This is a genomic window from Actinoplanes palleronii (assembly GCF_016862315.1).
GTDB lineage: Bacteria > Actinomycetota > Actinomycetes > Mycobacteriales > Micromonosporaceae > Actinoplanes > Actinoplanes palleronii.
The window spans coordinates 21,647-47,554 of sequence record NZ_BOMS01000099.1 but is presented as its reverse complement, the minus strand read 5'-3'; the positions used below and the strand labels follow the sequence as shown (position 1 = coordinate 47,554).

Genomic DNA, 25,908 nt, shown 5'->3' with positions numbered 1-25,908 from the left:
CAATGCCACTTAGCCACCAAGATCAACTTAAGCTAAGTGGCATTGGCGCGGCGTCGGGTGGTGCTGAGGGGTGCCTCACCGAGGCGGGGCGGAGGGACCCCTCAGCGCCGGCTGGGTGGCGGGGGTGCGGTGAGTGGGGTGGCGCGGGACGCGCGGCCGGGCCGGAAGGGGCGCGGTGGAGCGGGCCGCAGTCAGGGGGCTTGGCTTGTGGCCTGCGGGCGGGCGCTCCGTATTCGTACCAGAAGAGGGGTTAGCGGAGCAGGGCCTCGAGCATCGCGCGGTAGGCGGTCGTGGTGACGATCGGGATGTTGTACTGGCGGGCGAGTTTGGCGGTGCCGGACATCGAGTCGGGGTCGGCGGCGACCAGCAGGCGGGTCTGTTTGGTGACCTTGCGGGCGGTGCGCAGGCCGTGGGTGAGGGCGTCGACTTCGAGGTGTTCGCGCGGGGGTTGCAGGATGCCGGTGAAGACCACCTGGTCGCCCGGGCTGAGCTGCCACTGCGCGATCGGGGCGGACGGTTGCTCGGCGGCGCCGGCCAGGGCGCGGTCGACGTCGGCACTGGTCAGGCCGAGCAGCTCGGCGACGCCGTCCAGGTCGAGGCGTTCCGCGGGGGTGAGGATCTGGTCGGCCAGGGCGACCGCGGCCAGGCCGGACAGGTAGCGGTGGTGCAGGAACTCGGCGTCGGCGCGGGACAGGCCGATCCGTTCCGCGGTGGTGACCAGCTGGTCGGCCTCGCTGGCCGAGATGTGCCGGTCCAGCAGGACGCCGTCGAGCAGGGCCAGGTAGGCGTCCGCTTTCGGGTTCAGCTGGCGGGGCAGCCGCTCGACCAGCCGGGTGAGGAAGTGCGGTTCGCGCTCCTCGGCGCGGCCTCGCGCGACCGGCACCACGTCGGTGACCGGCAGCGCGGGCCATTTCATCTGCCGGACCTCGTCGGACAGCTCGGCCCACGGCGGCGGATCGCCGGCCCGGCCGAGGTAGTAGGTGAGCAGCTCGGCGGCGGCGCGGGCGCCGTGCAGTGCCGAGTACTCCCGGTGCGGCGGCAAGCCGGCGGCGGCCCGGCAGGCTTTCAGGCTGCGCGACGCGGTGGGCAGGAAGTGCCCGGCCAGGCGCATCGTGCACAGTCCCCAGTCGTCGTCGACCGGCACGGTCACGCCCAGCTTGCCGAACTCGGCGAGCAGGAAACCGGCGTCGAAGAGCAGGTTGTGCGCCACCAGCAGCTGCCCGGCCAGGCGTTCAGCGATCTGGCCGGCCACCTCGGCGAAGACCGGGGCGCGGCGGGCCTCGGCGCCGGTGATCCCGTGCAACGACTGGGGGCCCAGGTCACGGTCCGGGTTGACCAGGGTGCACCACTCGTCCACGACCGTGCCGGTCGCGTCCAGCCGGACGATGGCGATCTCCACGATCCGGTCGTGCCAGCTGGTCCTGGTGCCGGTGGTCTGCAGGTCGACTACGGCGTACATGGAAAAGAAAACTAGGCGACCGGGCGGGGGCGGCGCCAGCGGGATCGGAGCAGGCGCTCGACCGGTCCGGTGAGGAACAGCAGGAACAGCGCAAAGTAGTTGATCTGCGGGAACACCGAGCCGATCACCGCGGCGAGCAGCAGGGCGCCGAAGGTCACCAGGGTGCCGACCACCTCGTCGAACGGCAGCGGGGTACGCCCCACGCTCAGCTCCGGGCGCCGGTACACGTAGATCGACAGCACGCTGAGCGAGCCGGTGGCCAGGGCCAGGGTGCCGCAGTACATCGCCACCGAGCCGCTGGACGGCGGGAAGTCGGTGATGACCGCGGTGAGCACCGGCAGTGTCACGATCGCCAGCGTCCACAGGCCACTGAGGATCACGATCGGTCCCCGCAGCTGCGACAGGTGGCCGAACACCCGGTGGTGGCCCCACCAGAAGCGGAAGATCACCGCGAAGCCCAGCAGGAACGCGCCGAAACCGGCCCGGTTGTCGTGGATCAGGTCGGACAGGTCGGTGTGCTCCTCGACGTCCGCGAGCGTCTCCAGCAGCGGCAGGATGAGCAGGGTGATCGCGATCGCGGCCACCGCGTCGGTGAACAGCACCAGACGCTCGGGGGTGGCGGCCGGGTCTTCCGGTTCGGTCATGCGCGCCAGTATGCCGGGATGTCGATCTCACCGGTTTTGCCAGGTCCGGCGGGGGCACGATGGGGGGATGGCAACCGGTGAGTACAACCGTGATCAGCGCTACATCTCGACCCGGATCGCCGCGGACGGGCCGTACCCGGTCGAGGCGGGACGGTACCGGCTGGTGGTGAGCCGGGCCTGCCCATGGGCGAACCGGGCGATCATCGTACGGCGGCTGCTCGGCCTGGAGGACGTGCTGTCGATGGGTGTCGCCGGACCGACCCACGACGAGCGGAGCTGGACGTTCGACCTGGATCCGGGTGGCCGGGACCCGGTGCTCGGCATCGAGCGGCTGCAGGAGGCGTTCCTGAAGCGGTTCCCCGACTACGACAAGGGGATCACCGTCCCGGCGATCGTGGACGTGCCGTCCGGCGCGGTGGTCACCAATGACTTCGCGCAGATCACCCTGGACCTGTCGCTGGAGTGGGCCGCGTTCCACCGGCCGGGTGCGCCGCTGCTCTACCCGCCGGAGCTGCGTGCCGAGATCGACGAGGTCAACGCGGTGGTGTTCGCGGACGTGAACAACGGCGTCTACCGGGCCGGGTTCGCGTCGTCGCAGGAGGCCTACGAGAAGGCGTACCACCGGCTGTTCGACCGGCTGGACTGGCTCTCGGCGCGCCTGGCCGACCGGCGCTACCTGGTCGGCGACACGATCACCGAGGCGGACGTACGGCTGTTCACCACGCTGGTGCGCTTCGACGCGGTGTACCACGGGCACTTCAAGTGCAACCGGTCGAAGCTGACCGAGATGCCGGTGCTGTGGGCGTACGCGCGTGATCTTTTTCAGACACCGGGGTTCGGGGACACCATCGACTTCGTGCAGATCAAGCAGCACTACTACCAGGTGCACCGGAACATCAATCCGAGCGGCATCATCCCGGCCGGACCGGACCTGAGCGGCTGGCTGACGCCGCACGGCCGGGAGTCGCTGGGCGGGCGCCCGTTCGGGGACGGCACTCCCCCGGTGCGGGCTGTCTGAGAGCTCACATGTCGGCGTTGGTGACGACGCGGCGCGGGAAGCCGGTGCGGGCGGCCCGCAGCATCGCCCGGCCGATCACGTCGGTGCTCGTCACGTACTGCGGCGCGAGCCGGCGGAACATCGGGATCAGTGGCGCGGTGACCGTGTAGACCGCGTTGTACCACCCGGTCTTGGAGCGGGCGCCGTGCGTGGGCTGGATGAAGCCGGGGCGGAACGCGTACCCGTGGTGGAAGAGCGCCATCACCTCGTTCTCGGTGCGGCCCTTGACCCGCGACCACATCGTCCGGCTGGCCGCGTCGGTGCCGGCCCCGGAGACGTAGACGAAGGTCATCTCCGGACTCAGCTCGGCCAGGGTTCGCGCGGCGGCCATCGGGAAGTCGTACGACACTTTGGTGTACGCGGCCTCGTCCATCCCGACCGAGGAGACGCCGAGGCAGTAGAAGCAGGCGTCGTACCCGGAGAGCTCGCCCTTGATCGCACTGAGGTCGGCGAAGTCGGCGACTGTCACCTCGCGGAGTTTGGCGTGCCGCACGCCGGTCGGTGACCGGGTCACCACCAGCACCTCGGTCACGTCCGGGGCGAGCAGACACTCCCGCAGCACACCCTGCCCGACCATCCCGGTCGCCCCGAAGACGATCACCCGCATGTCGCTACCTCCACTGATCCGCAGGGTTCTCAGTCTGCCCTGAATCGCCGTCGAAAACGTCGTACCCCGGGCCTAGGGTCGTCCCGTGCCCGCCGAACGTTGGTCCCTCGCCCAGGCCGAGTCGCTCGCCGCCGACCCGGCCGCGCTCAAGCGCGCCCGCAGCGTGTCCGGGCAGTTCAGCGTCACCGGGGCGCACGACGACACCCTCCTCTGGGGACTCTGCCGGGGCTATCAGGTCGCCGTCGACCTGGCCGGCCCGGCGTTCAAGTGCTCCTGCCCGACGTTCCAGGCGCCCTGCAAACACGCGGTCGGCCTGGTCCTGCACTGGGCCGAGGCCGGCCTCGGCGCCGCCACCGCACCCGATTGGGTGATCTCCTGGCAGACCGCCCGGGCGGCCCGGGCCAAGGCGCGGCTGACCCCGCCCGACCCGGTGGCCGCCGCGAAACGCGCCAAGGACCGCGCCGAGCGGGTGGCGAGCGGCATGACCGAGCTGCGCCGCTGGCTCGACGACCAGGTCGAGCAGGGTCTGGCCGGGCTGGGCCGGCGCGGGCACCAGGCCTTCGAGCCGGTCGCCGCCCGGCTGGTCGACGCGCAGGCGCCGGGCGTGGCGAGCACGGTCCGGCGGCTCGGCGAGATCGCCGGCATCGGTCCGCAGTGGGCTGACCGGCTGCTCGGCGAGCTGGCCATGCTGCACCTGCTGGTCGCCGGGCACGACCGCCTCGACGCGCTCGACCCGGCCACCGCCGCCACCGTCCGCTCCCGGATCGGCTTCCCCACCTCGGCCGAGGAGGTGCTGGCCGGGCCCCGGGTCACCGACCGCTGGCAGGTCCTCGGGCAGCACGACTCCGACGACGGCGTGCTGACCACCCGGCGGACCTGGTTGCACGGTGCGTCGACGTCCCGGTTCGCGCTGGTGCTGTCGTTCGCCGCGCCCGGCCAGACGCTCGCCGCCGACCTGGTGCCGGGCACCGAGTTCCGCGGCGACCTGTGTTTTCATCCCGGTGCCGCGCCGCTGCGGGCGCTGGTCGCCGAGCGCCTGAGCGCCACCGAGCCGTTCGGCACACCGGATGGCGCCGGGTCGGTGCGCGCCGCCCTCTCCCGGTGGTCCCGGCTTCTGGCCGATGAGCCTTTTCGGTACGACGGACCGATGCTCCTGGCGGGCGTCACCCCGAGCGCCGACGGTTTCCTGGTCGACGAGGAGGGCGCGGCGCTCCCCCTCGCTGCCGGGCACCGGGAGCCGTGGTGGCTGCTGGCGGCCGCGGGTGGGCGACCGGCGGCGGTGGCGGCGGAGTGGTCGCCGGCCGGGCTGCGTCCGCTGGCGGCGTGGGTGGCGGGGCAGTTCGTGCCGGCGGGGCCCGCGGTGCCCGATCCGGGAGCGCCCCGGGAGGCCGAGTTGCCACCTGAGTTGCTGGCAGCGGCCCTGGTGGGGACGGCGCGGCGCCCGTGGAGCGACGATACGGTGCGGGTCGGTGCGAGCGTCGTCGCGCTGGCTTCCCCGGCGCCCGCTTCTTCCCCGGCGCCTGCTTCTCCCTCGGCGCCCGCTTCTCTGTCGGCGTCTGCTTCTTCCTCGGCACCTGCTTCCTCCTCGGCGCCCGCATCTGCGGCGGTCGCTCTGCTGGACGCGGCTGTGGTGGCGCTGGCGACGCGGCGGGCCGGGTTGCTGCCGTCGACGGTGAAGGCGCCGGTCCCCGCGGCGCCGGTCGAGACCGCGCCGGGGTTGCCGGTCGCGGCCGGTGTCCGGCTGGCGCGCATCCTGCGGGGTGGCGCGCCCGGCGGCGCCCACCTGGAGCAGGAGCTCCTGGCGCAGTGGCTGGCCGCGGCGGTGGCGCGGGGCGGGTTGGTGCCGCCGGTGCTGCTGCCGGCGCTGCTGGAGGCCGCCCGGCGCAACACCACGGTCCGAGCCGACGTGGCCCGGGTCGCCGGGCGGCGCGGGGCCTGGCTGGCCGGGCAGCGGGCCGACTGGCGCTGGCTGCTCGACGAGGCCGCGCCGGTCACCGTCACCGACTGGACGACCGCCACCAGCGCGGAACGCCTCGGCCACCTGACCACGCTGCGCCGGTCCGCGCCGGCCCGGGCCCGTCAGCTGGTGGAGAGCACCTGGGACACCGAGTCCTCGGACAACCGCGCCCGGTTCCTCGGCACCTTCGCCGACGGGCTCTCGCTCGACGACGAGGAGCTGCTGGAGCGCGGGCTGGACGACCGCCGCAAGGAGGTCCGGCAGGCCGCCGTCGAGCTGTTGCGGCAGCTGCCCGGGGCCGCGCTCGGCCGGCGGATGCGGCAGCGGGCGCACGCCGCGGTGCGCCTCGAGCTCAGCGACCCGCCCCGGCTCGCCGTCCGGCCGCCCGGCGAGCTCGACGCCGCCCTGCGGCGCGACGGGGTCGCCGCCACCCCGGCGCACGGCACCGGCACGAGTGCCTGGCTGCTGGAGGAGGTGATCGCGGGCGCGCCGCTGGAGTCCTGGTCCGAGCTGGAGCCGAGCGGCTACCTCGCCCTGGCCCGGGGCAACGACTGGGCCGCCCCGCTGCTGCACGGCTGGGCAAAAGCGGCCACCGCGCAGAACGACCCGGGCTGGGCGCGCGCCCTGCTGGCCGCCGACGCCGGGATGCTGCGCGAGGCGGTGCGCTGGGATCTGCACCTGGTGCTCCCGCCGGACGTGCTGGCCCGGCTGGCCGCTCAGGCGTTGCGGACCGAGGACGGCGCGGCGCACCGGCTGCTCGCCCTGCATCCCGGGCCGTGGCCGGAGCCACTCAGCGTCACCGTGCTGGAGACCGTCGTGACCCGGGCGCGCAACGACCGGCACACCTGGCAGCTGGGCGAGCTGTGCCGGGCCGCCGCGCTGGCCATGCCACCGGCGTATGCCGATCTGACCGGCCGGCTCGCCGCCCAGCTGGAGCCGGAGGTCGACCCGAGCCGGGTCCGGCCGGTCGCCGACCTGGCCCGCACTCTGACATTCCGGGCGGAGATGCTCGACGAGCTCGCCGCCGAAAATGTCACACCCCCGCAGTAGTTTGCTGTTCGAGCCACCTACCGAGCTGACGAGATTTCAGGAGTTCGCGTGACCGCCCTGCGACCGCACGCCGAGGATGAGTACGCCGACGAGCTCGCCCAGCTGGCGGCCGCCGACGATCGGCCGCGCCCTCCGGGCTGGCGGCTGTCCCCGCAGGCCGTCGTGACGTATCTGCTGGGTGACGGCGCCAAGATCACCCCGAAGTACGTGGGTCCCCGCCGCCTGATCGAGGTGGCCGTCTCCACCCTGGCCACCGACCGGGCGCTGCTGCTGCTCGGCGTCCCCGGCACCGCCAAGACCTGGGTCTCCGAGCACCTGGCCGCGGCCGTCTCGGGCGACTCCACGCTGCTGGTCCAGGGCACCGCCGGCACCCCGGAGGAAGCCATTCGGTATGGGTGGAACTACGCCCGGCTGCTCGCCGAGGGCCCGACCGACGCGGCCCTGGTCCCCAGCCCGATCATGCGGGCCATGCGGACCGGGTCGATCGCCCGGCTGGAGGAGCTCACCCGGGTCCCGTCCGACGTGCAGGACGCGCTGATCACCATCCTGTCCGAGAAGACGCTGCCGGTCCCCGAGCTGAACACCGAGGTCCAGGCGGAGCGCGGGTTCAACCTGATCGCCACCGCCAACGACCGGGACCGCGGGGTCAACGAGCTGTCCAGCGCCCTGCGTCGGCGGTTCAACACGGTGGTGCTGCCGATGCCGGCCAACGCCGACGACGAGGTCGAGATCGTGGCCCGGCGGGTCGCCCAGCTCGGCGCGTCGCTGGAGCTGCCCGAGGTGCCGGCCGCGCTGGAGGAGATCCGCCGGGTGGTCACGATCTTCCGCGAGCTGCGCGGCGGCCTCACCGAGGACGGCCGGACCAAACTGAAATCGCCGACCGGGTCGCTCTCCACCGCCGAGGCCATCTCGGTGATCACCAACGGGATGGCGCTGGCCGCACACTTCGGCGACGGCACGCTGCACCCGGGTGACGTGGCCGCCGGGATCCTCGGCGCGGTGGTCAAGGACCCGGTCTCCGACGCGGTCGTCTGGCGGGAGTACCTCGAGACCGTGGTCCGGGAGCGACCGGACTGGCTCGACTTCTATCGGGCCGCCCGCGATGCCTGAGAGGTTCTACGGCATCCGCCATCACGGGCCCGGGTCGGCCCGGGCCGTGGTGCGGGAGCTGGCCGCCCAGCAGCCGGAGATCCTGCTGGTGGAGGGGCCGCCGGAGGCCGACGACCTGGTGCGCTGGGTGGCCGGCGGCGGGTTGGAGCCACCGGTCGCCCTGCTGGGTTATGCGGCGGACGATCCGGGGCGGGCGGCGTTCTGGCCGTTCGCGGTCTTCTCACCGGAGTGGCAGGCGATCCGCTGGGCGGTGGCCAATGAGGTGCCGGTCCGCTTCTTCGACCTGCCGTATGGATATCGCGTGGGCGAGGCCGCCGCGCCGAGAACCCGCCCGGCGGCCGGCAAGCCCGGCGCGCCTGGCACTCCGGAGGACGCCCCGGAGACTGGTGAGCCCGGCACAGCCGGCGCTCCAGAAGACCGGCCGGTCGCCGATGAGCCCGGCGCGGCCGGCGCTCCGGAAGACCGCCCGGTCGCCGATGAGCCCGGCGCGGCCGGCGCTCCGGAGGACGGCGCGGGGGATGGCGGCTCCGGCGTACCGGCAAAGGGTGTGGCGGACGGCGGGCCCGGTGCGGACGGCGTACCGGAAGAGATCGTGGAAACGGACGAGGCCGGCGGCGGCGGGATTCCTGGGGAGGCGCCTGGTCCGGCGGAGCCGGCGCGGCCGGCGGATCCGATCGGGGAGCTGGCGGCGGCCGCCGGGTATGACGATCCCGAGCGCTGGTGGGAGGACGTGGTCGAGCATCGCGGGGTGCCGGTGTTCGAGGCGATCGCGGAGGCGATGACGGCGATCCGGGAGGGCGCCGCGGAGGATCCCGAGGATCTGGTGCGCGAGGCCTACATGCGCACGGTGCTGCGCGAGGTCCGGCGGCGGCACGAGAACATCGCCGTCGTCTGCGGAGCGTGGCACGTGCCGGCGCTGACCCGGAAGGTGGCCGTCAAGGACGACGCCGCGTTGCTCAAGGGGCGGCGCAAGGGGAAGGTCACGTTCACCTGGGTGCCGTGGACCTATGGCCGGCTCGCGAGCTGGTCGGGTTATGGCGCCGGGGTGAGCTCGCCGGGGTGGTACCACCACCTGTTCACCAGCACCGACGCGGTGGTGCCGCGCTGGCTGGTGGCCGCGGCCGGCGTGCTGCGCGCGGAGGGCGTGCCCACCTCGTCGGCGCACGTCATCGAGGCGACCCGGCTGGCCGAGGCCCTCGCGACGCTGCGCGGGCGGCCGCTGGCCGGGCTGGCCGAGGTCACCGAGGCCGCCGAGGCGGTGATGTGTGACGGGGAACCGCTGCGGACCGAGCTGATCGCCCGGCGGCTGGTGGTCGGTGAACGCCTCGGCGCGGTGCCGGAGGAGATGCCGGCCGTGCCGCTCGCCCGGGACCTGACCGCACAGCAGCGCACCCTGCGGCTCAAACCCGAGGCCGCCGAACGCGGCCTCGACCTCGACCTGCGCAAGGACATCGACCTGCGGCGCAGCCGGCTGCTGCACCGGCTGCGCACGCTCGGCCTGCCGTGGGGCGAACCGGCCGCCGGGCGGCGCGGGACCGGGACGTTCCGGGAGGAGTGGGTGCTCCGCTGGCAGCCGGAGTTCGCGGTGCGGCTGGTCGAGGGCAGCATGTGGGGCACCACCGTGCTGGCCGCCGCGACCGCGCGGGCGATCCGGCGGGCCCGGGCCGCGCGGACGCTGGCCGAGGTGACCGGGCTGCTGGAGACATGCCTGCTGGCCGACCTCGGCGAGGCGTATCCCGCGGTGCTCGCCGCGCTCGACACCCGGGCGGCGCTGGACGCGGACGTGCACCACCTGATGGCGGCCCTGCCCGCCCTGGCCCGTACGCTGAGGTACGGGGATGTCCGGCACACCGACGTGGCCGGACTCGCCACGGTGACCGCGAGCCTGCTGAAGCGGATCTGCGCCGGCCTGCCCTCGGCTGCCGGTAGTCTCTCCGACGACGCGGCCAAGCAGCTGCGGGACGGCATGGACGGCGTGCACCAGGCCGTCAGCCTGCTCGCCGACAACGACCTTCGGGAGTTGTGGCTGGCCACCGTGGAATCCCTGGCCCGACGGCCGGACCTGCACGGGCTGCCCGCCGGGCGGATCACCCGGCTGTTGTCCGACGCGGGCCGGCTGGACCCCGCCGAGGTGCGGCGGCGGCTGCGGCTGCCCTTGACCGTGGGAACCCCACCGGCACACGCGGCCGCGTGGGTGGAGGGGTTCCTGGCCGGCGGCGGACTGCTGCTGGTGCACGACGACGCGCTGCTCGGGCTGGTCGACGAGTGGCTGGCGGACGTGCCGGCGGACGCGTTCGACGACGTGTTGCCGCTGCTGAGACGTACGTTCGGGAGTTTCGACCCGGGCGAGCGGCGAGCCATCGGCGAACGGGTGGCCGGGCCACGGGCCGTTGTGGCCACGGCCGATGCGGCATCGATCGACGAGGAGCGGGCGGTGATGGTGCTGCCCGCACTGGGCGCCCTGCTGGGGCGCGAGATCCGGATCCGGGAGGACCTATGAGCGACGAAGTTTCCGAACTCTTCTCGCATTCGGCGGAACCGTCGGCGGCGGGCGCCACCGGCGCTCTGCCTGCGGCGTTGCAGTTCTCGCACCCGACCATGGAGGCGCCGAACGGGCCGGGTGCACACCCGGCCGCGTCCGCCGGGCGGCTCTTCTCCCACCCGCGCGGCGCGGAGGGCGCACGGGGCGGGGAGTTCGACAGCGGACCGGAGAGCACCGGCAGCCGGGACGGCCGGCACCGGCGAACCAGCGGAGGTGACCGGTCTGGCCGGGCGAATGGCACTGCTCAGAGCAAGGACGGCCGCCGGCGGGACCCCGGCCGCGGCACCCGATCGAGGGGAACGGATGGCTGAGCCGGAGGAGGCGGCGCGGGAACGTTCGCGCCGATGGCGGCTCGTCCTCGGCGGGCCGGCCGAGGAGTCGCTCGGCAAGGTCGAGGGACACGACGGGGCGATGGACGCGGCACTCGCCGCGCTGTACGACGCGACCGGCGACGCCGACGGCACGGCCGGCAAACGGTCCGCGGGACTGGGCGGGTCCGCGCCGAAGGTGGCGCGCTGGCTGGGCGACATCCGGGAGTACTTCCCCAGCACCGTGGTGCAGGTGATGCAGGCCGACGCGATCGAGCGGCTCGACCTGACCCGGCTGCTGCTCGAGCCGGAGATGCTCGCCGCGGTCGAACCCGACGTGCACCTGGTCGGCACGCTGCTCTCCCTCAACCGGGTGATGCCGGACGCCACCAAGGACGCCGCCCGGCAGGTCGTGCGCACGGTGGTCGACCAGCTCGAACGGCGGATCACGCAGCAGACCCGGGCCGCGGTGGCCGGCGCGCTGAACCGGGCCGCCCGGATCAACCGGCCCCGGCACGCCGACATCGACTGGGACCGCACGATCAGCGCCAACCTCAAGCACTACCAGGCCGAGCACCGGACCGTGATCCCGGAACGGTTGATCGGGTACGGCCGGCGCAGCACCGCCGTACAGCGGGACGTGGTGCTCTGCGTGGACCAGTCCGGGTCGATGGCCGCGTCGGTGGTGTTCGCCGGGGTGTTCGCGGCGGTGCTGGCGTCGATGCGGTCGCTGCGGACCTCGCTCGTCGTCTTCGACACCGCGGTGGTGGACCTGACCGAGCAGCTCAGCGACCCGGTCGAGGTGCTGTTCGGCACTCAGCTCGGTGGCGGGACGGACATCAACCGGGCGATCACGTACAGCCAGCAGTTGATCAGCCGGCCGCGGGACAGCATTTTCGTGCTGGTCAGCGACCTGTACGAGGGTGGCGTCCGCGAGGACATGCTGCGGCGGGTCGCCGAGATGACCGCGGCGGGCGTGCAGGTGGTGGTGCTGCTGGCGCTGTCCGACGAGGGCGCTCCGGCGTACGACCACGAGAACGCGGCCGCGCTGGCGGCGCTGGGTGTGCCGGCTTTCGCGTGCACACCCGACGCGTTCCCCGACCTGATGGCCGCCGCGATCGAACGCCGCGACCTGCAGGCCTTCGCCGAGCGCTTCAAGGACCAGCAAGCCTCCCGCCCCGCCGGCTGACCACCCTCGGCGCCGGAACGAGGGGTGACCGGAGCGCGGAATGTAACTACCGTGGGGCGTATGACTGCTTACCTGAAGCACCCCCGGATCTGGCAGGAGAGCTGGGACAAGCAACAAGAGGCCTTCATGCCGGACCGCGAGCAGCGGTTCGCCGCGATGCTCACCGCCGTCGCCGCGGCGACCGGTGGCGCTGCGCCCCGGCTGCTCGACCTGGCCGGGGGCACCGGCACGATCACTCTGCGGACCCTCGCCCGGTTCCCGGCCGCACAGGTCACCCTGGTCGACCAGGATCCGGTGCTGCTGACCATCGCGGCCGCCTCGCTCGCCGGCCGGGCCACCGTCGTCGACGCGGATCTCGGCGATCCGGGCTGGCGGGCCAAGCTGCCGCACGAGGAGTTCGACGCGGTGCTCACCGCGACCGCGCTGCACTGGCTGCCCGCCGAGCGGACCGCCGCGCTCTACGCCGAGGTCCGTGCGGTGCTGCGCCCCGGCGGGATCTTCGTGAACGCCGATCACATGGAGGACGAGGGCCTGACCGCGCTCTCCGCCCGGCTCCGGGATCAGGCCCGGGACGAGCGCAACGCCCGGTACGACTCGGGTGCCGCGACCTCCTGGAGCGACTGGTGGGCCCGCGCCGCCGCCGACGAGCAGCTGGCGCCGAAGGCCGTGGAACGGCAGCAGATCTACCCGGACGGCCACGCCGAAGGGTGGCTTCCGCCGGCGAGCTGGCATCTCGACGCCCTCCGCGCGGCCGGTTACACCGAGACCGGCCTGCTCTGGCGCGGCGGCACCGACGCCGCCGTGATCGGCGTCCGCTGACCCGGCCGCGCGGCTGAACAACGCGCCCGGCGCCGCAGGACAGAGCGGCACGGAAGCCACCACGCCGCCGGGCGCCCCACGAGAGCGGGACACCCGGCGGCCAGGTGCAACACCGTCAGTCGGCCTTGCGGATCATTTCCACGTGGCGGGTGATGACCGGCTCGGCCCGCTCGGCGAGTTCCTTGATCGACGGCTCGGTGATGTCCGCCGACCGGATCATCCGCAAGACCTTGCGGTGCCCGGCGAGCTGCGTCGACAGGTAGAGCTTGTCGAACGACGCGGCCCCGGCGGCCTCGTACTGGTCGGCCAGGGCCTGTTGCTCCGCTGTCGGCGAGCCGGGCAGGTGGACGCGGAGCACCCGCGCGGTCCGGTAGAGGTCCGCGTCCAGGTGGATGTGGTCGCGCATGAGCGCGGCGGCCACGTTCTTCACCTGCGGGTCCGTGGTCTTCTTCCAGGCGATCTGCCCCGTCGCGATCTCGGCGAGGTTCACCTGGTGCGCCGCTTTCAGGAACGCCGCGTCCGCCGCGGTCGGTTCGGCCTGTGCGGCGGTGGCGGGAAGAATCAGGAGCCCGGCCATGCCGAGCGCCGCAGAAATACGGCGGAAAAGCATACTTATCTCCTTGACTTGGACATCTCGACCCTAGTCAGGAAACGTGTTTGCCATTCGCTTTTCGAGGCTTTGCGGAGTCACTGCGTCCACCGCAGGAACCGGTTGAACAGTTCCGGCGCCGGGGTCTGCGGCATGTCGCGTGCCGCTTCCTCGAGGTAGTCCCACATCACCAGGGCCAGATCGACCCGGCCGTGACCGCGGGCCAGCACCACCTGGGCCGGCTCGCACGGCCAGGGCCGGCCGCACACCCGGCAGTCCCAGGACGGCCGGGCCGGAAGATGCTCGACGCTCCCGGTCATCGCCGGCGGTCCGGCTCAGCGCGGAATCGCACCTCGTCACGCCGCACAGGGCCCCCTCCCGTTTCCGGACACGGCGGGACAACCCCAGATCCGCCCGCCAACGCATCCGTGCACCACACGATGCGCGCGCCGGTTTCCGCGGTCAACCAGGTAGGGGCCGGGCTCCCCCTCCAGGTGACGTGAGCGACCGAAAGTCGACAGTTATGACTGCCCCGGAATGCCCACCGGAATCGGTGGAATACCGCCGTTAAACAGATTCGAACCCGATATGTCCTGATCTTTGAAATCATGGTTGTCGCGGAAGACGAGAGTGAGGACGGTGACATGAGCGACGACCAGCACGAGCACGTACCCGCGGGCAACGTGTACGTCTCGGCGGCGGCTGCCGCTCCGCACCGCCGAGCCCTGCGGCGCAAACAGGCCCTGGTCGGGGTGGCCGGCGCTGCCGCCCTGCTGGCCGGCGCCGGTTTCCTGGCCGCGCAGCTGATGGAGCCGCAGCAGGAGACGCTGCCCGAGCCGGCCGCGCTCGCACCGCCTGCCACGGTGGCCACGCCCGGGATCGAGGGGACCGGCCAGTCCGTCGTACCCGGGGATCTTCCGGCGCCGCGCACCACCTACCCGGCGGATCCGGCCCGGCGCACCCCCTCGCCGACGCCGTCGGATCTCCAGGCGGAGATCGACGCTTCGGTCGCGGCCGGCGGATTTCCGCAGGCCGCGTCGCCTTCGGCGGCGCAGGGCCAGAGCGGTCCGGTCACCCGCCGCGTCGAAACGGTCCGCAATGGCACGGTACGGGTGTCAAGCGCGCGGTTCGACCTCAGCGACAAGGGTGACCGGCGACTCGCCGCCGATCAGGGGCGCCTCGTCGCGGACGGTGTGCACTGCACGAACCGGGTGCGGTTCGAGGAGGGTGAGACAGCCGTCGTCCGTGACGGTCTGCTGCTCTGCTGGCGCACCTCGGATCAGCGCAGCGTGGTGACCATGGCGATCGTCAAGCAGGGTGTGCCGGACACCGCGGACAGCGTCGCCGTCATCGAGCGGGAGTGGGCCGCGCTGGACTGACGAAAAACCGCGACAGGGGCGTGCTGCCCTGCCGCGGTCGATCAGTCGAACGGTCAGCCGGCCACGATGTCACTCGTCGTGCCCGCGACCGCGGCGGTGCCCGGGACCAGCACCCGGTACTGCCGCCCGGGGGCCAGCCCGCCGATCGTCACCTGGGTGGCGGTCTTCTTGGTGACGAACGAGAACACGTTCTTCCAGGTGCCCCGGACCTGCTGCTGCACCTGCACGGTCAGCCCGGCCGGCGAGGCGAGCTCGACACCCATCGTGCGGTTGCCGCTGCGGAACGCGGACGCCGTGCTGTGCACCGTGTAGGTCGCGGTGGCGGTGGCGGCCTCGTTGACGTCGGTCGCGGCGACCCGGAGCTGCAGCTGGTACCCGGCGGTGGCGACCCGGTCGAGGGAGATCACGCCGGCGGCCGAGGTGACCACGTCCACGCACTGGAACGACTTGCCGGTCTCGGCGATGCAGAGCTTGGCGTTCTTCCGGGTCCAGGCCTGGCCACCGGCGGTCACCGTGAACGTGGTGACCGTGCTGCCGTTGTAGGCGACCTCGGCCGCAGTGGTGCCGGTGACGATCACCGGCGTGACCTTCCTGGGCGCGCTGGTGATCGGGCTCGGTGCCGCCGAGGTGGGCGCGGCGGTCGGCGCCTTCGACGTGGGCGCGGTGGTGGGGGCGCTGGTGGGTGCCTTGGTCGGGGCGGTCGTCGGCGCCTTGGTGGTCGGCGCAGTGGTCGGGGCCTTGGTCGTCGGCGCGGTGGTCGGCGCGGTCGTGGCGGGGGCCGTGGGCGTGGCGGGAGCGGTGGTCGGGGCGCTGGTCGGCGCCCCGACGGTGGCGAGGGCCGCGGCGGCGTCGATCCGGCCGTACCCATAGTCGTTGTCCTTGCCGGACGGCCCGAGGTCGACGGCGGACGTCTCCAGCGCCTGCTCGATCTGGTCCGGGGTCAGGCTCGGCTTCGCGGCCTTGAGCAGCGCGGCCACCGCCGCGACGTGCGGCGACGCCATCGAGGTGCCGCTCATCGTGCTGTAGCTCTTGCCCAGCGCGGACGGGTACGTGCTCAGGATCGCGCTGCCCGGCGCGGCCACGTCGACGAAGCTGCCGGCGTTCGAGTACTCGGCGACCTGGTCGGCGGCGTCGGTCGCGGCGACCGCGATCACACCGGCCTCGGCGGCCGGGTAGCTGACCGGGCTGCCCTCCTTGCGCTCGTTGCCGGCCGCGGCGACCACGGTGACACCCTTGCTGCGGGCGTACGTGATCGCGGTGGTCACCGCGTCGATCTTCTCCGACGAGCCCAGCGACATGTTGATCACCTGGGCGCCGTTGTCGGCGGCCCAGACGATGCCCTCGGCGGCGTCCGACATGTAACCGCTGCCGTCGTTGCCGAGCACCCGCACCGGCAGGATCTTCGCGTCCGGGGCGACACCGGAGACACCGATGGTGTTGCCGGTGACCGCGGCGATGGTGCCGGCCACGTGGGTGCCGTGCCCGTGCGGGTCGGTGTTGCCGCCGGCCTTGTCGGTGGTCGCGTCGTACCCGGTCAGCACCTGTCCGGCCAGGTCGACGTTTGTCGCGTCCACCCCGGTGTCGATCACCGCGACGGTGACGCCGGCACCGGTCGACTTCTGCCAGGCGTCGGCGACGTGCATCGTGGCCAGGCCCCACTGCTTGCCCCGGTAGAGATCAGTTCCGGTCGGCGCGCCGTAGGCGTAGGTCTTGGCGTCGAGCTCGACACCGATCGCGCCGTCGGCGCTCTGCGCGTCCTCGACGAGCTTGGCGGCGCTCGCCTTGTCGGTGGCCTGCTTGACGGTGACGACCGGGCGGCCGTGCTTGTCGAGCGTGGTGGAGACGACCCGGGCCGGCTTGGCCTCGGAGACGGTCGTGGGGAGAAGCTGGTCGGCGCTCTCGGTGAGACCGTAGGTGACCGGCGCCCACTCCGGCGTACCGGCGGGCAGCGCAAACGCGGCAACGGCAGCGATCGCACCAGCGGCAACGGCCCCGGCAGCGTAACGGCGCAGCTGAACCTTCATCGACAACGTCCTCTCCCCGGCGGCCCTTGCACAAGGAGGTTCGGCCGTCTTGAGGAAGCCGACAGTGCGGATCCGGTGCCGCCCAGGAGCAGAACGGTGCGCCCCGGCGCACCCGGTCAGTACGGCGCGACGATGAACGCGGCCCCGCTGCTGACGATGCTGGGATCCGGGTTCAGGGCCGTGGTGGAACCGTCCGCGACCACCGTCAGGAAGTAGGCCCCGTCGGTGATCGGCGTGGACGGCAGGGTCGAACTGTCGGTCAGGCTCAGCTGGTCCGCCGACAGGTCCAGCGTGCAGATCAGCTCGGTGTCACCGATGACCGCCTGCACCACGCACTCGGCCACCCCGCGGTTGCTGTCCAGCACGTAGGCGTCCCTGACCAGGAACACGTGCGCCTGGGTGCTCTGCGGATCACCGGCGGCGCTGAAGCTGAGCCCGGAGAACCCGGCGCCGTTGACGTCGACCACGACTGTCGTCCCGGCCGGAGCGGTCCTCGGCGCGATCGTGATGCCGTTGCTGTACAGGAAGCCGATCGGAGCGTCGTCGGTGTCCGGGTCGGCGTCCTCCGGCTGGTCGTTGTTGTCCGGATCGAGGCTGCTCACCGTGCCACCCGGGGTGGTCAGGGTGAGCGCCAGACCAGTGCCCGAGGCTCGCGGACCGGTGGTCGCCGTGAGGCTGTTCCCGTTCGGCGCGACCTTGATGTCGACGAGCGGGACATCGCCGATCGCACCGGTGGTAGCGGTGGTGACGGCGCTGAAGCCGGTGCCGTTCACCGTGATCGACTGGCCGCCGCCGGCGGGGCTGCTCGCCGGGATGATCGAGGTGATGGTCGGCCGGGCGGTCACCGTGTACGAGGCGGTGGCCAGCAGCGTGCTGGAGACGGTGGAGTCGGTGTCGTAGACGCAGACGTTCCACTTGGCCCACGTCTGCGCGCCGGCCAGGACCACCCCGGTGGGATTGATCGTGCTCGGGTAGCCGTCCTCCCCGATCACCGGATACGCCTGGGACGGCACGGTGAACAGCACCTTCGTGGCGGAGACCCGCCGTACCTGATCCGGGTCGACGGTCTGGACCCCGTCCGTGCCGGTCGTACCCGTGACGGCGATCTGCGCGACCGCCCCCGCCGTCGCACTGCAGGTCGTGGAGCCCGTTCCGACGTACTGGAACTGGACCGCCGGCGTGGTGCCGGCCGGGAACACCACGAACGGGCTGGCCACCGTGCCGGTGATGATGGTGCCGCCGCCGCTGGGGCCGGTGACGCTGCTCAGGGTCATCGCCGGCGTGGCGGCCCAGACCGGCGAGCCCGCTCCGGCCAGGACCAGGGCGGTGACGGCGATCGAGGCCAGGCCGGCCCGGGTGACGCGCTGAGACATGGGTACCCGCAATCCTTCGGCAGCTTGGGGTGGCAGAGCGCCGGTCCCGGGTCACCTCCGCGCTTCCACCGCAGCGTAACGACCGGATTGCTGCCGATTCGCGGAGAACGTGAAAGATCCCGCGGAGGCTCGCCGTTAAGGGAACTCACAGCGACCGCTCGTCCGTTTCAGCATGTTATTTCGTGATCATTGGGACGATTGAGTCGGGAGCCGGTGCGGCTCACCGCCGAGATCACGAGGGGAACAGCCAGCATGACCAGTCGCCATGACGATCGGACGGGGCACCGCGCACGGACCGCAGCCAGGGCGGTGGGCCTGGCCGTCGTGCTCGGCAGCGGGGCCTGTCTCGCCGGATGCGGCTCCGCCGAGCCCGCCGCGATCGGTCCGGAACCTCTCGCCAGCTCCGCCTCCACCACGCCGGCGGCCCTCGCCGAGGGCAGTGCCGGACACGCCCAGGCGATCATGCCGGGGCCGCAGCGGGCCACCTCGGTGCTGGACTCCGTGCGCATGACCCAACGGGGCTCGCTGAAATCGGGCGGCATCATCCGGGTGGTGTCCGCCCGGGGTGACCTGTCCGGTCAGCGCGAGCTCCGCTGGGTGGCCGGTGGAGTGAAGCCCTACCGGAACGCCGACTGCACCCAGACCTTCCAGCTCGGCAACAATCCGAAAGCGGAGCGAAAGAAAAATCTGCTGCTCTGCTGGCGTACCAGCACGGAAAAGAGCGTCGTCACTGTTCTGGTCGATCCGAAAGGAAAGCCCTCCCGGGCGAAAGCCGTGCGGGAACTCAATAAGAAATGGAAAAGCATGGGTTAGCAATAGATCGGCTCATGTCTATTGCCATGCGACACATCCGGAACCCTTGAGACCACAGGGGTTCGCAGAACCGGCACATTCTAAGGACGGGGAACATGGGGAACCCAATACATCAGGAACCCACACCCGAGCGCGGAGATCTCACGCCGGAGCTTCGCCACACCCGCCGCAGGCGCACCCTCATCGGGGTCACCGGGGCGGCCACCGTGCTCGCCGGCGGCGCCTTTCTGGCGCTGCAGACCCGCGGCACCCAGCAGGAGAGCCTGCCCGAACCACCACCGATGGCCGCCGCGACCGGCACGGCTCCGGTCCCGTCGACGCCGGAGGTTTCCGCGTCGGCCAGCCGGCCCGTTTCCGCGGCCGCCTCGGGCTCAGCGCCGGCTTCCGTCGCCGCGTCCACCGACAAGGGCTCGGCGGCCGGTAGCGCCGCGGACGAGAAGCCGGCGAAGAAGTCCTCGGACGACGGCCATGAGAACCAGGTCACGAAGAAGTCGGCCAAGGAGATCCGCAAGGAGATCGAGGAGGCGCGGGCGAAGGCCGAGGCCGACGGCTTCGACCTGCAGCGCCCGCCGAAGGCGAAGGGCGAATCCGCCGCCAAGGCCGGCGACGCGATCAAGGAGTGGACGGAACCCACCGACAACGGCAGCGTGCGGGTGACGACCGCTCGTCATGACCTGACGGACAGTTCGACCCTGCTCCTGGCCGGCGATCGCGGCAAGTCGGTCGGCGCGGGCGTCAACTGCACGAACAAGGTCCGCTTCACCCGGGACGCACCGGTCACCGAGCGGCCCACGCTGCTGATGTGCTGGAAGACGTCCTCGTCGCGCAGCGTGGTGACGATGATGGCGGCACCGGACGGCAAGCCGTCGGCGGACGACAACATCTCGATCATCGATCGTGAGTGGGCCAAGCTGCATTGATCTGACCTGACAGGGAACAGCCCGGCGGACAGCGAATGCCCGCCGGGCTGTTTGCTCGGTCGAGCAGTCCCGAGACGACCGACAGAAACAGCCGGCCCGATGAACGGACCGGCTACTTCTGTCTAGTTTGCCGTGCTCAGAGCCAGGATCAGAATTCGGCGACCGTGAAGGTCGAACCACTGTTGATGACCGACCGCTGGTAGGCCGGGGTGTTCTGTGCGTCGACAGCACCGCTGTTGACCACGGTCACCGTGTAGACCCCGGTCGGGACCTCGATCAGCGGCGCCGCGCCGATGACGTAGGTGCCGCTCGCGCTGGCGGTGGCCGCCTGGGACAGCGTGGCACCGGTGGCGGAGCCGACCGCGGAGATCGTCGTGCCGGCCGGAATACCGGTACCACTGATCGGGCGACCGACGTCGGAGGCCGCGAAGGCAGCGGTTCCGCCCGAGGTGAGGGCCGTGGAGCTGGCTGTCAGGGTGGCGTCGGCGAAGGTACGGCTCGGCGACAGGACGATGTTCGTCGCGGTGGCGATCGCGGCGGTCGGCGCCTTGGACAGCATCACCTTGGTCGGATCGATGATCGACGTGATGAAGGTGCCAGCCGTGATCGTGGTCGGACCGGTCACCAGCATGCCGACGTCAGCGGGGCCGAACGCGCCCAGGGCTGCCGTCAGTGTGGTGCCGGTGACGGTGGCGGAGACGGTCCGGGCGGTGGACATCGAGTAACCGCCGCCGGCCAGGTACAGCGAGCAGAGCAGCTCACTGTCACTGATCGGCATCACGTTCAGGCATTCCGTGGTCTGCGGGTTGGCCTTCACCAGACCGGTCTTGGCCGGGTCGTAGTTGCCCTTGACCAGGTAGACGTGGCCGTTCGCGTCGTCCGGCGTCTTGCCGGTCGACGTGGTGAAGTTGATGCTGGAGAAATTGGTGCCGGTGACCGACACGTCGGTCCGCGTCCGCGTGTTCGATGCCGTGTTCGGCGTGACGTTCAAGCCGGCGGCATAGGTGAAGGCGGCGGGGTAGGTCGCGGTGCCACCCTCGCTCTTGGTGTGCACCAGAGCGAACGGGCCGCCGGCGGCATGGGCCGGGATCGCGACCGTGGCCAGCGTGAACGCCCCGTTCACGGTCGGGGTGACGGTCGTGCCACCGAGCGACCAGGTGCCGCTGGAGTCCAGGCCGGTACCCGAGATGATCAGCGTGCCACCACCCTGGGTTCCCGCGGCCCGCGGGGTGATGCCGGTGATGGTCGGGGTGGCCCCGACGTGGTAGGTGCCACCGCCGGCCTCAGCCTTGCCGATCAGCGTCCAGGCGGCGGTACTCGCCCCGGGAACGGCGCCCGGAGCGCTGTAAGCACAGACGTTGTAGTCGTTGGCCGCGCTGATACCGCCCGTGGTCGTGGCACCCGAGGGAACCGTGAACGCCAGCTTGGTGGCGCTGACCACGGTGACGGCGGCGGGGGCCACCAGCGGGAAGCTCGGCGCCGCCGTCAGGGAGGTGCTGCAGGTCGCTGCGCTCTCTAGCGTCACCGCAGTGGATCCCTGGATGAACGACTGCGCCGGGTCCGACAGGGTGGCCACCGAGAGGGTGACGGTGTTGCCGCCGGCAGACGGACCGGAAGAGGGGCTGACCGTCGCCACTTCTACCGCCGCCATCGCCGGATTGGCAGACAGGACAGCAGCCGCGGTGACGCCGACCACGGCCCCGAACTGCAGGGCCTTCCTGCGGCGGGATGATGCTTTCTCCATTTGCATGGGTGGGGCCTCCTACGGTCAACAATGACCGCGTTGGGTAAGTGTTTGTGGGCCCGGACCGGATGGGCACTTCGGGCCGCCTCGCGAGAAATCGTAACTGCCCGCAAGCGAGCAAATCCGCAGAGCCGCGAAGTCCGCTGAAAGTTTCCTGACACCAACTTCGCGGGCACTTATCACACCATTCCCATGGTTTCAGGACTTCGATGGAACCCGAGGCTCCCCTCAAAGAAATCAGACCTTTAAGGAAAGGAATAGAACCAGGTGCGAAGCGGAAAAGCAGCTGCGGCCGGCCGCCCGAAGGCGACCGACCGCAGCAATGGCAGGACTGACTCAGCAGACCAGGACCAGGATCAGGATCAGTAAGCGGCGACGGTGAATATCGAGCCGCTGGTGACCTTGGTCTGGAAGGACGGGGTGGCGTTGTTGGCACCCGTGTTGACCACCGTGACCACGTAAGCGCCCTCGTTCATCCGAGTGGACCCACTAGTTCCCGCAACCGGATCGACGCTCTTCGTGATGTCGAGGTTGCAGATCAGCTCGGTGTCACCGATCACCAGGACGTCGGTGCACTCGGCGGCCGGGCCGTTCGTCCGGGTGTCCGCCTCCGACGCGGCGACCTGCGTAGCGTTGTTCGCCCCGTTGTAAGTACCTTCGACGAGGAAGATGTGCGGGCTGGCGTCCAGTGTGTTGGTCGGCGTGAGCCAGGTGTAGGCCGAGAAACCGACACCGCTGATGTCGAGCGTCACCGAGTCCGCACCGGCGTTCGTGTTCGGCTGGACCGTGATGCCGTTCAGGTAGCTGTAGTCATCGTCGGTCTGCACGTCGGCGGTGCTGTCGACCGAGCCACCCGTCGCGGTGACGACCAGCTTGAGGTCGGCGCCCGCCGTGCGCGCCGGCGTGACCGCGGTGAACTGGGTGCCGGTCGCGTTGACCACGACACTGGACAGGGCACTGCCACCGATCGTCGCGGTGGTGCCCGTGGTGAAGCCGGTCCCGGTGACCGTGACCTTGGTGCCGCCGAGCGACGGTCCGCTCTCCGGGGTGATGTTGGTGATCGTCGGCGAGGCGGCGATCGTGTAGGTGCCCGAGGCCAGCAGGCCGCTGGTCGTGGCGTTGCCGGCGGTGGTGCCCGCGTACACGCAGACGTTGTACTTGGCCGTGGTCTGGGTGGTCGAACCGTTGACGGCCAGCGCGAGACCGGTGGTGTTGAACAGTTCGGCGCCCGCACCACCCGCGTTCAGCGCCGTGGTGGGCGTCGTGATCACGATCTTGCTCTCGGTGACCTTGCGGACGTTGGCCGCCGGGACACCGACGATGCCGGCGCTCTGCACGCCGGCTACGGAGATCACTCGCTCCACCGGGTTCGAGTAGCTGAGCGGGCAGACCGTCGAGCCGCTGCCCGTGGTCACGAACTGGACGACCGGGGTGATACCGGTGAAGACAGCAGTGGTCGCCGTCGCCGTGATGGCGGTGGCGGTGGCGGACGGACCCGAGGTCGCGCTCAGGGTCAGCTTCGCCTCGGCGTACGCCGGCGTCACGAGGCCCAGGGTGGCAACGGTCGCCGCGCCGGCCACGATCCCGACGCGGCGGCTCAGCCGCGTGCGGGATCCGCTCTTCGACTTGCTCATGCGTGGTCCTCCTACGGTCATGCGACCGCTTCGGTGATGTTGGGTGGGCCCGCACGTGCTTGCAAGTACTGAAGCCGGCGGGCCGTCTCGCCGGAAGCGTAGCTATTCGTGGCGGTTCGTTTACGTAGAGTCAGAAACATCCTCATATGTCAGACACTCCGCTCCCGCACCACTAGAATCCGGCGCCAAACATGCTGGTGACGACATACATAAAAACGATCAGCATTGGTAAGGCACGCCTAACCTAATGGGAAAGGAAAGGCTTGCCTACCATTCTTGGTTTAAAAAATCTTAAGCGGGAAAATGTGCGAACCGTTGCACCAATGACTAGATTCAAGAGGCGACAAACCCGGTAACCAGAAGGAGCACGCGCGATGACTCAGATGATGAACATGCCGCGGGTCCAGACCTGCACGGTTACGGACTGTGGCTACAACCACGACGGTTGCACCGCTTTCGCGATCACCATCGGTGACATGAACTCGGAGTGTGACACGTTCATCGGCTCCGGCGTGACCGGCGGCATGGGGGTGGCCACCGCCCAGGTGGGCGCCTGCAAGCGGGCCGAATGCAAATACAACACCAATCTTGAGTGTCAGGCGCCGGCGATTACCGTGGGCGCATCCCTGGACCGAGCAGACTGCCTGACGTACGAGAAGTAGCTGACCGAATCCGTTCAGGGAAACCCGCCACCCACCGAGGTGGCGGGTTTTTTGGTGCCCGCAGCGCGTTGACACATGACGATCGAGAGCGCTAGGTTCATCTCACATCGAGTAGTACTCACATCGAGTAGATCTCACCCCGAGAAGGACGCGATCATGGACGAGGCGAGTTTCCTGGCCAGCTACAACCCCCGGGACTACCCGTCTGCCGCCGTGACCGTGGACGTGGTGGCGCTGACCATCCGGGAGGGCACGCTCTGCGTGCTGCTTGTCGAGCGTGGCCAGGCCCCGCACCTCGGGCAGAACGCGCTGCCCGGCGGCTTCGTCCGGGACGAGACGCTCGACGAGGCGGCGCTGCGGGAGCTGGCCGAGGAGACCGGCCTGACCCCGGGCGCCGAGCAGGACGAGACGCTCGGCCGGGTGCACCTGGAGCAGCTCCGGACGTACGGAAATCCGGACCGTGACCCCCGGATGCGCATCGTGTCGGTCGCCTACCTGGCGTTCGCACCGCATCTGCCGGAGCCGGTCGCCGGGACCGACGCGGCCCGGGCCTTCTGGGTCCCGGTCGACGAGGCCAAGGACCTGGCCTTCGACCACGACCAGATCCTCGCCGACGCGCTCGAACGGGCCCGCGACAAGCTGGAGTACACCCCGCTCGCGACCGCGTTCGTCGCCACCGCCTTCACCATCGGCGAGCTGCGGCAGGTCTACGCCGCGGTCTGGGGTGAGGAGCTGCACGCCGGCAACTTCCACCGCAAGGTGCTGTCGGTGCCGGGCTTCGTGGAGAGCACCGGTGAGACCGCGGCGCGCGGCGGGGAGCGCGGCGGGCCCAAGGCCCGGCTCTACCGGGCCGGTGACGCCAGGTTGCTGCACCCCGCGCTGTTGCGGCCGACACGGGAGGACAGGATCAGATGAAAGCCGGGTACGCGACTTCCGAGCAGGACACCCAGACCCGTTTCCGGATCTCTTTCGCCGAGGCCGAGGCCCGGATCGCGGCGGCGAGCACGTTCGCCGAGCTGATCGACACCACCGGCGTCGGCATCACCCGGAAGGCGACGTTCGTCGACGTCCGGCTCGCCTACCGGACACTCGCCAAGATCGTTCACCCGGACACTGCCGGACCCGCGCTGTGGGCGTCCGCGACCCGGGCGTTCGCCAAGCTCGGCGCGCTCTACGCGGAGTGCGACGACCGCGTGATCACCCCGAAGCAGCACAGTCGGAAGGCCCAGCAGCATTACTCGACGGGCCGGCGGCAAACGGCCCGAGACCGGGTCCGGGGAGGCCCGGACCCGGTCGCCCACCCCAAGCCGTGGTCGCGGTTCGACCGCCGGTTCGCCGAGGGCGACGTGGCCGACCTGTTCGAAGAGGGCGAGTCGCTGCTCAAGGTGCCCCGCGACCCCGCGGACAGCGATCTCATGGTGGTCGAGGCCGCCGCTCTGCGCCGGCTCCGGCGGCACGGCAGGCCCGATTTCCAGGCGTACGCCCCGCGGCTGCTGGACAGCTTCATCCACGTCGACGGCGACCATCACCGTCGTACGGTGAACGTCCTGATGCGGCAGCGAGGGTTCCGCGACCTGGCCGTTCCCGGCGGTCTCGACCCGGCCGACCTGATCTGGATCTGGCGCCGGCTGCTGGCCGGCCTGGGCTGGGCGCACCACGCCGGCATCGTGCACGGAGCGGTCTTCGAGGAGCACGTGCTCGTCGACCGGCGGCAGCGCGGCCTGGTCCTGATCGACTGGTGTTACGCCGCGCCGGTCGGCGGCCGGCCGAAGGCGCTGATCGCCAAGCGCGAGGCGCAGTACCCGCCGGAGGTGCCGGCCGGGCGCCCGGTCACCCCGGCCACCGACATCCACCTGGCCACCGGCCTGATCACCCGGCTGTTCGGGCCGGACATGCCGCACCCGCTGCGGCGGTTCGCCGACGGCTGCCTGTACGACGCGCCGAGGATGCGCCCGCAGAACGCGTGGCACCTCCTGGCCGAGCTCGACGAGCTGGTCCCCCCGCGTTACCGGATCTGAGAGGAAACAC

Annotated in this window: 21 protein-coding genes; 12 read left to right on the top strand and 9 right to left on the bottom strand. The window is 71.2% G+C overall.

The window, feature by feature from the left end; translation table 11 throughout:
* Positions 1 to 250: 250 nt before the first annotated feature.
* A complete protein-coding gene (locus Apa02nite_RS31360) occupies positions 251 to 1,459 on the bottom strand; it encodes an exonuclease domain-containing protein (RefSeq protein ID WP_203828234.1) in 1,209 nt (402 codons plus the stop codon).
* 11 nt (positions 1,460 to 1,470) lie between these two features.
* Complete coding sequence (locus tag Apa02nite_RS31355; RefSeq protein WP_067692771.1) at positions 1,471 to 2,103, bottom strand: TMEM175 family protein; 633 nt, start codon at positions 2,101 to 2,103, stop codon at positions 1,471 to 1,473.
* Positions 2,104 to 2,170: 67 nt separating this feature from the next.
* Here Apa02nite_RS31355 and Apa02nite_RS31350 point away from each other — a divergent pair, with 67 nt between their 5' ends.
* On the top strand, positions 2,171 to 3,121 hold the full coding sequence (locus Apa02nite_RS31350) for a glutathione S-transferase family protein (RefSeq protein WP_203828233.1): 951 nt from the start codon (positions 2,171 to 2,173) through the stop codon (positions 3,119 to 3,121).
* A gap of 4 nt (positions 3,122 to 3,125) precedes the next feature.
* On the opposite strand, the gene Apa02nite_RS31345 is transcribed toward Apa02nite_RS31350, so the two are convergent.
* Positions 3,126 to 3,767 carry an NAD-dependent epimerase/dehydratase family protein gene (locus Apa02nite_RS31345; protein ID WP_203828232.1) on the bottom strand — a complete coding sequence of 214 codons (642 nt, stop codon included), beginning with the start codon at positions 3,765 to 3,767 and terminating at the stop codon, positions 3,126 to 3,128.
* Positions 3,768 to 3,852: 85 nt separating this feature from the next.
* On the opposite strand from Apa02nite_RS31345, the gene Apa02nite_RS31340 reads away from it, so the two are divergent.
* From Apa02nite_RS31340 to Apa02nite_RS31315, 5 genes are all read left to right on the top strand, one after another.
* Positions 3,853 to 6,774, top strand: a complete 2,922-nt coding sequence (locus tag Apa02nite_RS31340) for an SWIM zinc finger family protein (RefSeq protein ID WP_203828231.1) — start codon at positions 3,853 to 3,855, stop codon at positions 6,772 to 6,774.
* Positions 6,775 to 6,822: 48 nt separating this feature from the next.
* A complete protein-coding gene (locus Apa02nite_RS31335; protein ID WP_203828230.1) occupies positions 6,823 to 7,884 on the top strand; it encodes an ATP-binding protein in 1,062 nt (353 codons plus the stop codon).
* Positions 7,877 to 10,384 carry a DUF5682 family protein gene (locus tag Apa02nite_RS31325; RefSeq protein WP_239164692.1) on the top strand — a complete coding sequence of 836 codons (2,508 nt, stop codon included), beginning with the start codon at positions 7,877 to 7,879 and terminating at the stop codon, positions 10,382 to 10,384. Before Apa02nite_RS31335 ends, Apa02nite_RS31325 begins: the two co-directional genes overlap by 8 nt.
* Positions 10,385 to 10,729: 345 nt before the next feature.
* Positions 10,730 to 11,923 (top strand): VWA domain-containing protein, encoded by a 1,194-nt coding sequence (locus Apa02nite_RS31320; RefSeq protein WP_203828229.1) that lies wholly within the window; start codon positions 10,730 to 10,732, stop codon positions 11,921 to 11,923.
* A gap of 60 nt (positions 11,924 to 11,983) precedes the next feature.
* Positions 11,984 to 12,742, top strand: coding sequence for a class I SAM-dependent methyltransferase (locus Apa02nite_RS31315; protein ID WP_203828228.1), 759 nt, complete (start codon positions 11,984 to 11,986; stop codon positions 12,740 to 12,742).
* Between the two features lie 115 nt (positions 12,743 to 12,857).
* Here the strand turns inward: Apa02nite_RS31315 and Apa02nite_RS31310 are convergent, their stop codons facing one another.
* Positions 12,858 to 13,352 carry a DUF4142 domain-containing protein gene (locus tag Apa02nite_RS31310; protein WP_203828227.1) on the bottom strand — a complete coding sequence of 165 codons (495 nt, stop codon included), beginning with the start codon at positions 13,350 to 13,352 and terminating at the stop codon, positions 12,858 to 12,860.
* Between the two features lie 77 nt (positions 13,353 to 13,429).
* A complete protein-coding gene (locus tag Apa02nite_RS31305; protein ID WP_067692745.1) occupies positions 13,430 to 13,651 on the bottom strand; it encodes a hypothetical protein in 222 nt (73 codons plus the stop codon).
* A gap of 288 nt (positions 13,652 to 13,939) precedes the next feature.
* Here Apa02nite_RS31305 and Apa02nite_RS31300 point away from each other — a divergent pair, with 288 nt between their 5' ends.
* Entirely contained in the window at positions 13,940 to 14,710 is a 771-nt protein-coding gene (locus Apa02nite_RS31300) for a hypothetical protein (RefSeq protein ID WP_203828226.1), read from the top strand.
* Positions 14,711 to 14,763: 53 nt separating this feature from the next.
* On the opposite strand, the gene Apa02nite_RS31295 is transcribed toward Apa02nite_RS31300, so the two are convergent.
* The gene (locus Apa02nite_RS31295; RefSeq protein WP_203828225.1) at positions 14,764 to 16,734 is read right to left on the bottom strand and encodes a S8 family peptidase; all 1,971 of its coding nucleotides are present in this window, start codon (positions 16,732 to 16,734) and stop codon (positions 14,764 to 14,766) included.
* Between the two features lie 116 nt (positions 16,735 to 16,850).
* Complete coding sequence (locus tag Apa02nite_RS31290; protein ID WP_203828224.1) at positions 16,851 to 18,107, bottom strand: IPT/TIG domain-containing protein; 1,257 nt, start codon at positions 18,105 to 18,107, stop codon at positions 16,851 to 16,853.
* Positions 18,108 to 18,359: 252 nt separating this feature from the next.
* On the opposite strand from Apa02nite_RS31290, the gene Apa02nite_RS31285 reads away from it, so the two are divergent.
* Both Apa02nite_RS31285 and Apa02nite_RS31280 read left to right on the top strand, forming a co-directional pair.
* Positions 18,360 to 18,920, top strand: a complete 561-nt coding sequence (locus Apa02nite_RS31285; protein WP_203828223.1) for a hypothetical protein — start codon at positions 18,360 to 18,362, stop codon at positions 18,918 to 18,920.
* 95 nt (positions 18,921 to 19,015) lie between these two features.
* On the top strand, positions 19,016 to 19,840 hold the full coding sequence (locus Apa02nite_RS31280; protein WP_203828222.1) for a hypothetical protein: 825 nt from the start codon (positions 19,016 to 19,018) through the stop codon (positions 19,838 to 19,840).
* Between the two features lie 148 nt (positions 19,841 to 19,988).
* On the opposite strand, the gene Apa02nite_RS31275 is transcribed toward Apa02nite_RS31280, so the two are convergent.
* Together Apa02nite_RS31275 and Apa02nite_RS31270 are read right to left on the bottom strand one after the other, a co-directional pair.
* Positions 19,989 to 21,491 carry an IPT/TIG domain-containing protein gene (locus tag Apa02nite_RS31275; protein WP_203828221.1) on the bottom strand — a complete coding sequence of 501 codons (1,503 nt, stop codon included), beginning with the start codon at positions 21,489 to 21,491 and terminating at the stop codon, positions 19,989 to 19,991.
* A 455-nt stretch (positions 21,492 to 21,946) separates the two neighbouring features.
* On the bottom strand, positions 21,947 to 23,218 hold the full coding sequence (locus Apa02nite_RS31270; protein WP_203828220.1) for an IPT/TIG domain-containing protein: 1,272 nt from the start codon (positions 23,216 to 23,218) through the stop codon (positions 21,947 to 21,949).
* A gap of 374 nt (positions 23,219 to 23,592) precedes the next feature.
* On the opposite strand from Apa02nite_RS31270, the gene Apa02nite_RS31265 reads away from it, so the two are divergent.
* From Apa02nite_RS31265 to Apa02nite_RS31255, 3 genes are all read left to right on the top strand, one after another.
* A complete protein-coding gene (locus Apa02nite_RS31265) occupies positions 23,593 to 23,880 on the top strand; it encodes a DUF1540 domain-containing protein (protein WP_067692721.1) in 288 nt (95 codons plus the stop codon).
* 156 nt (positions 23,881 to 24,036) lie between these two features.
* A complete protein-coding gene (locus tag Apa02nite_RS31260) occupies positions 24,037 to 24,795 on the top strand; it encodes an NUDIX hydrolase (RefSeq protein WP_203828219.1) in 759 nt (252 codons plus the stop codon).
* Entirely contained in the window at positions 24,792 to 25,898 is a 1,107-nt protein-coding gene (locus Apa02nite_RS31255) for a hypothetical protein (protein ID WP_067692716.1), read from the top strand. The genes Apa02nite_RS31260 and Apa02nite_RS31255 overlap by 4 nt, the downstream gene beginning before the upstream one ends.
* Positions 25,899 to 25,908 lie beyond the last annotated feature (10 nt).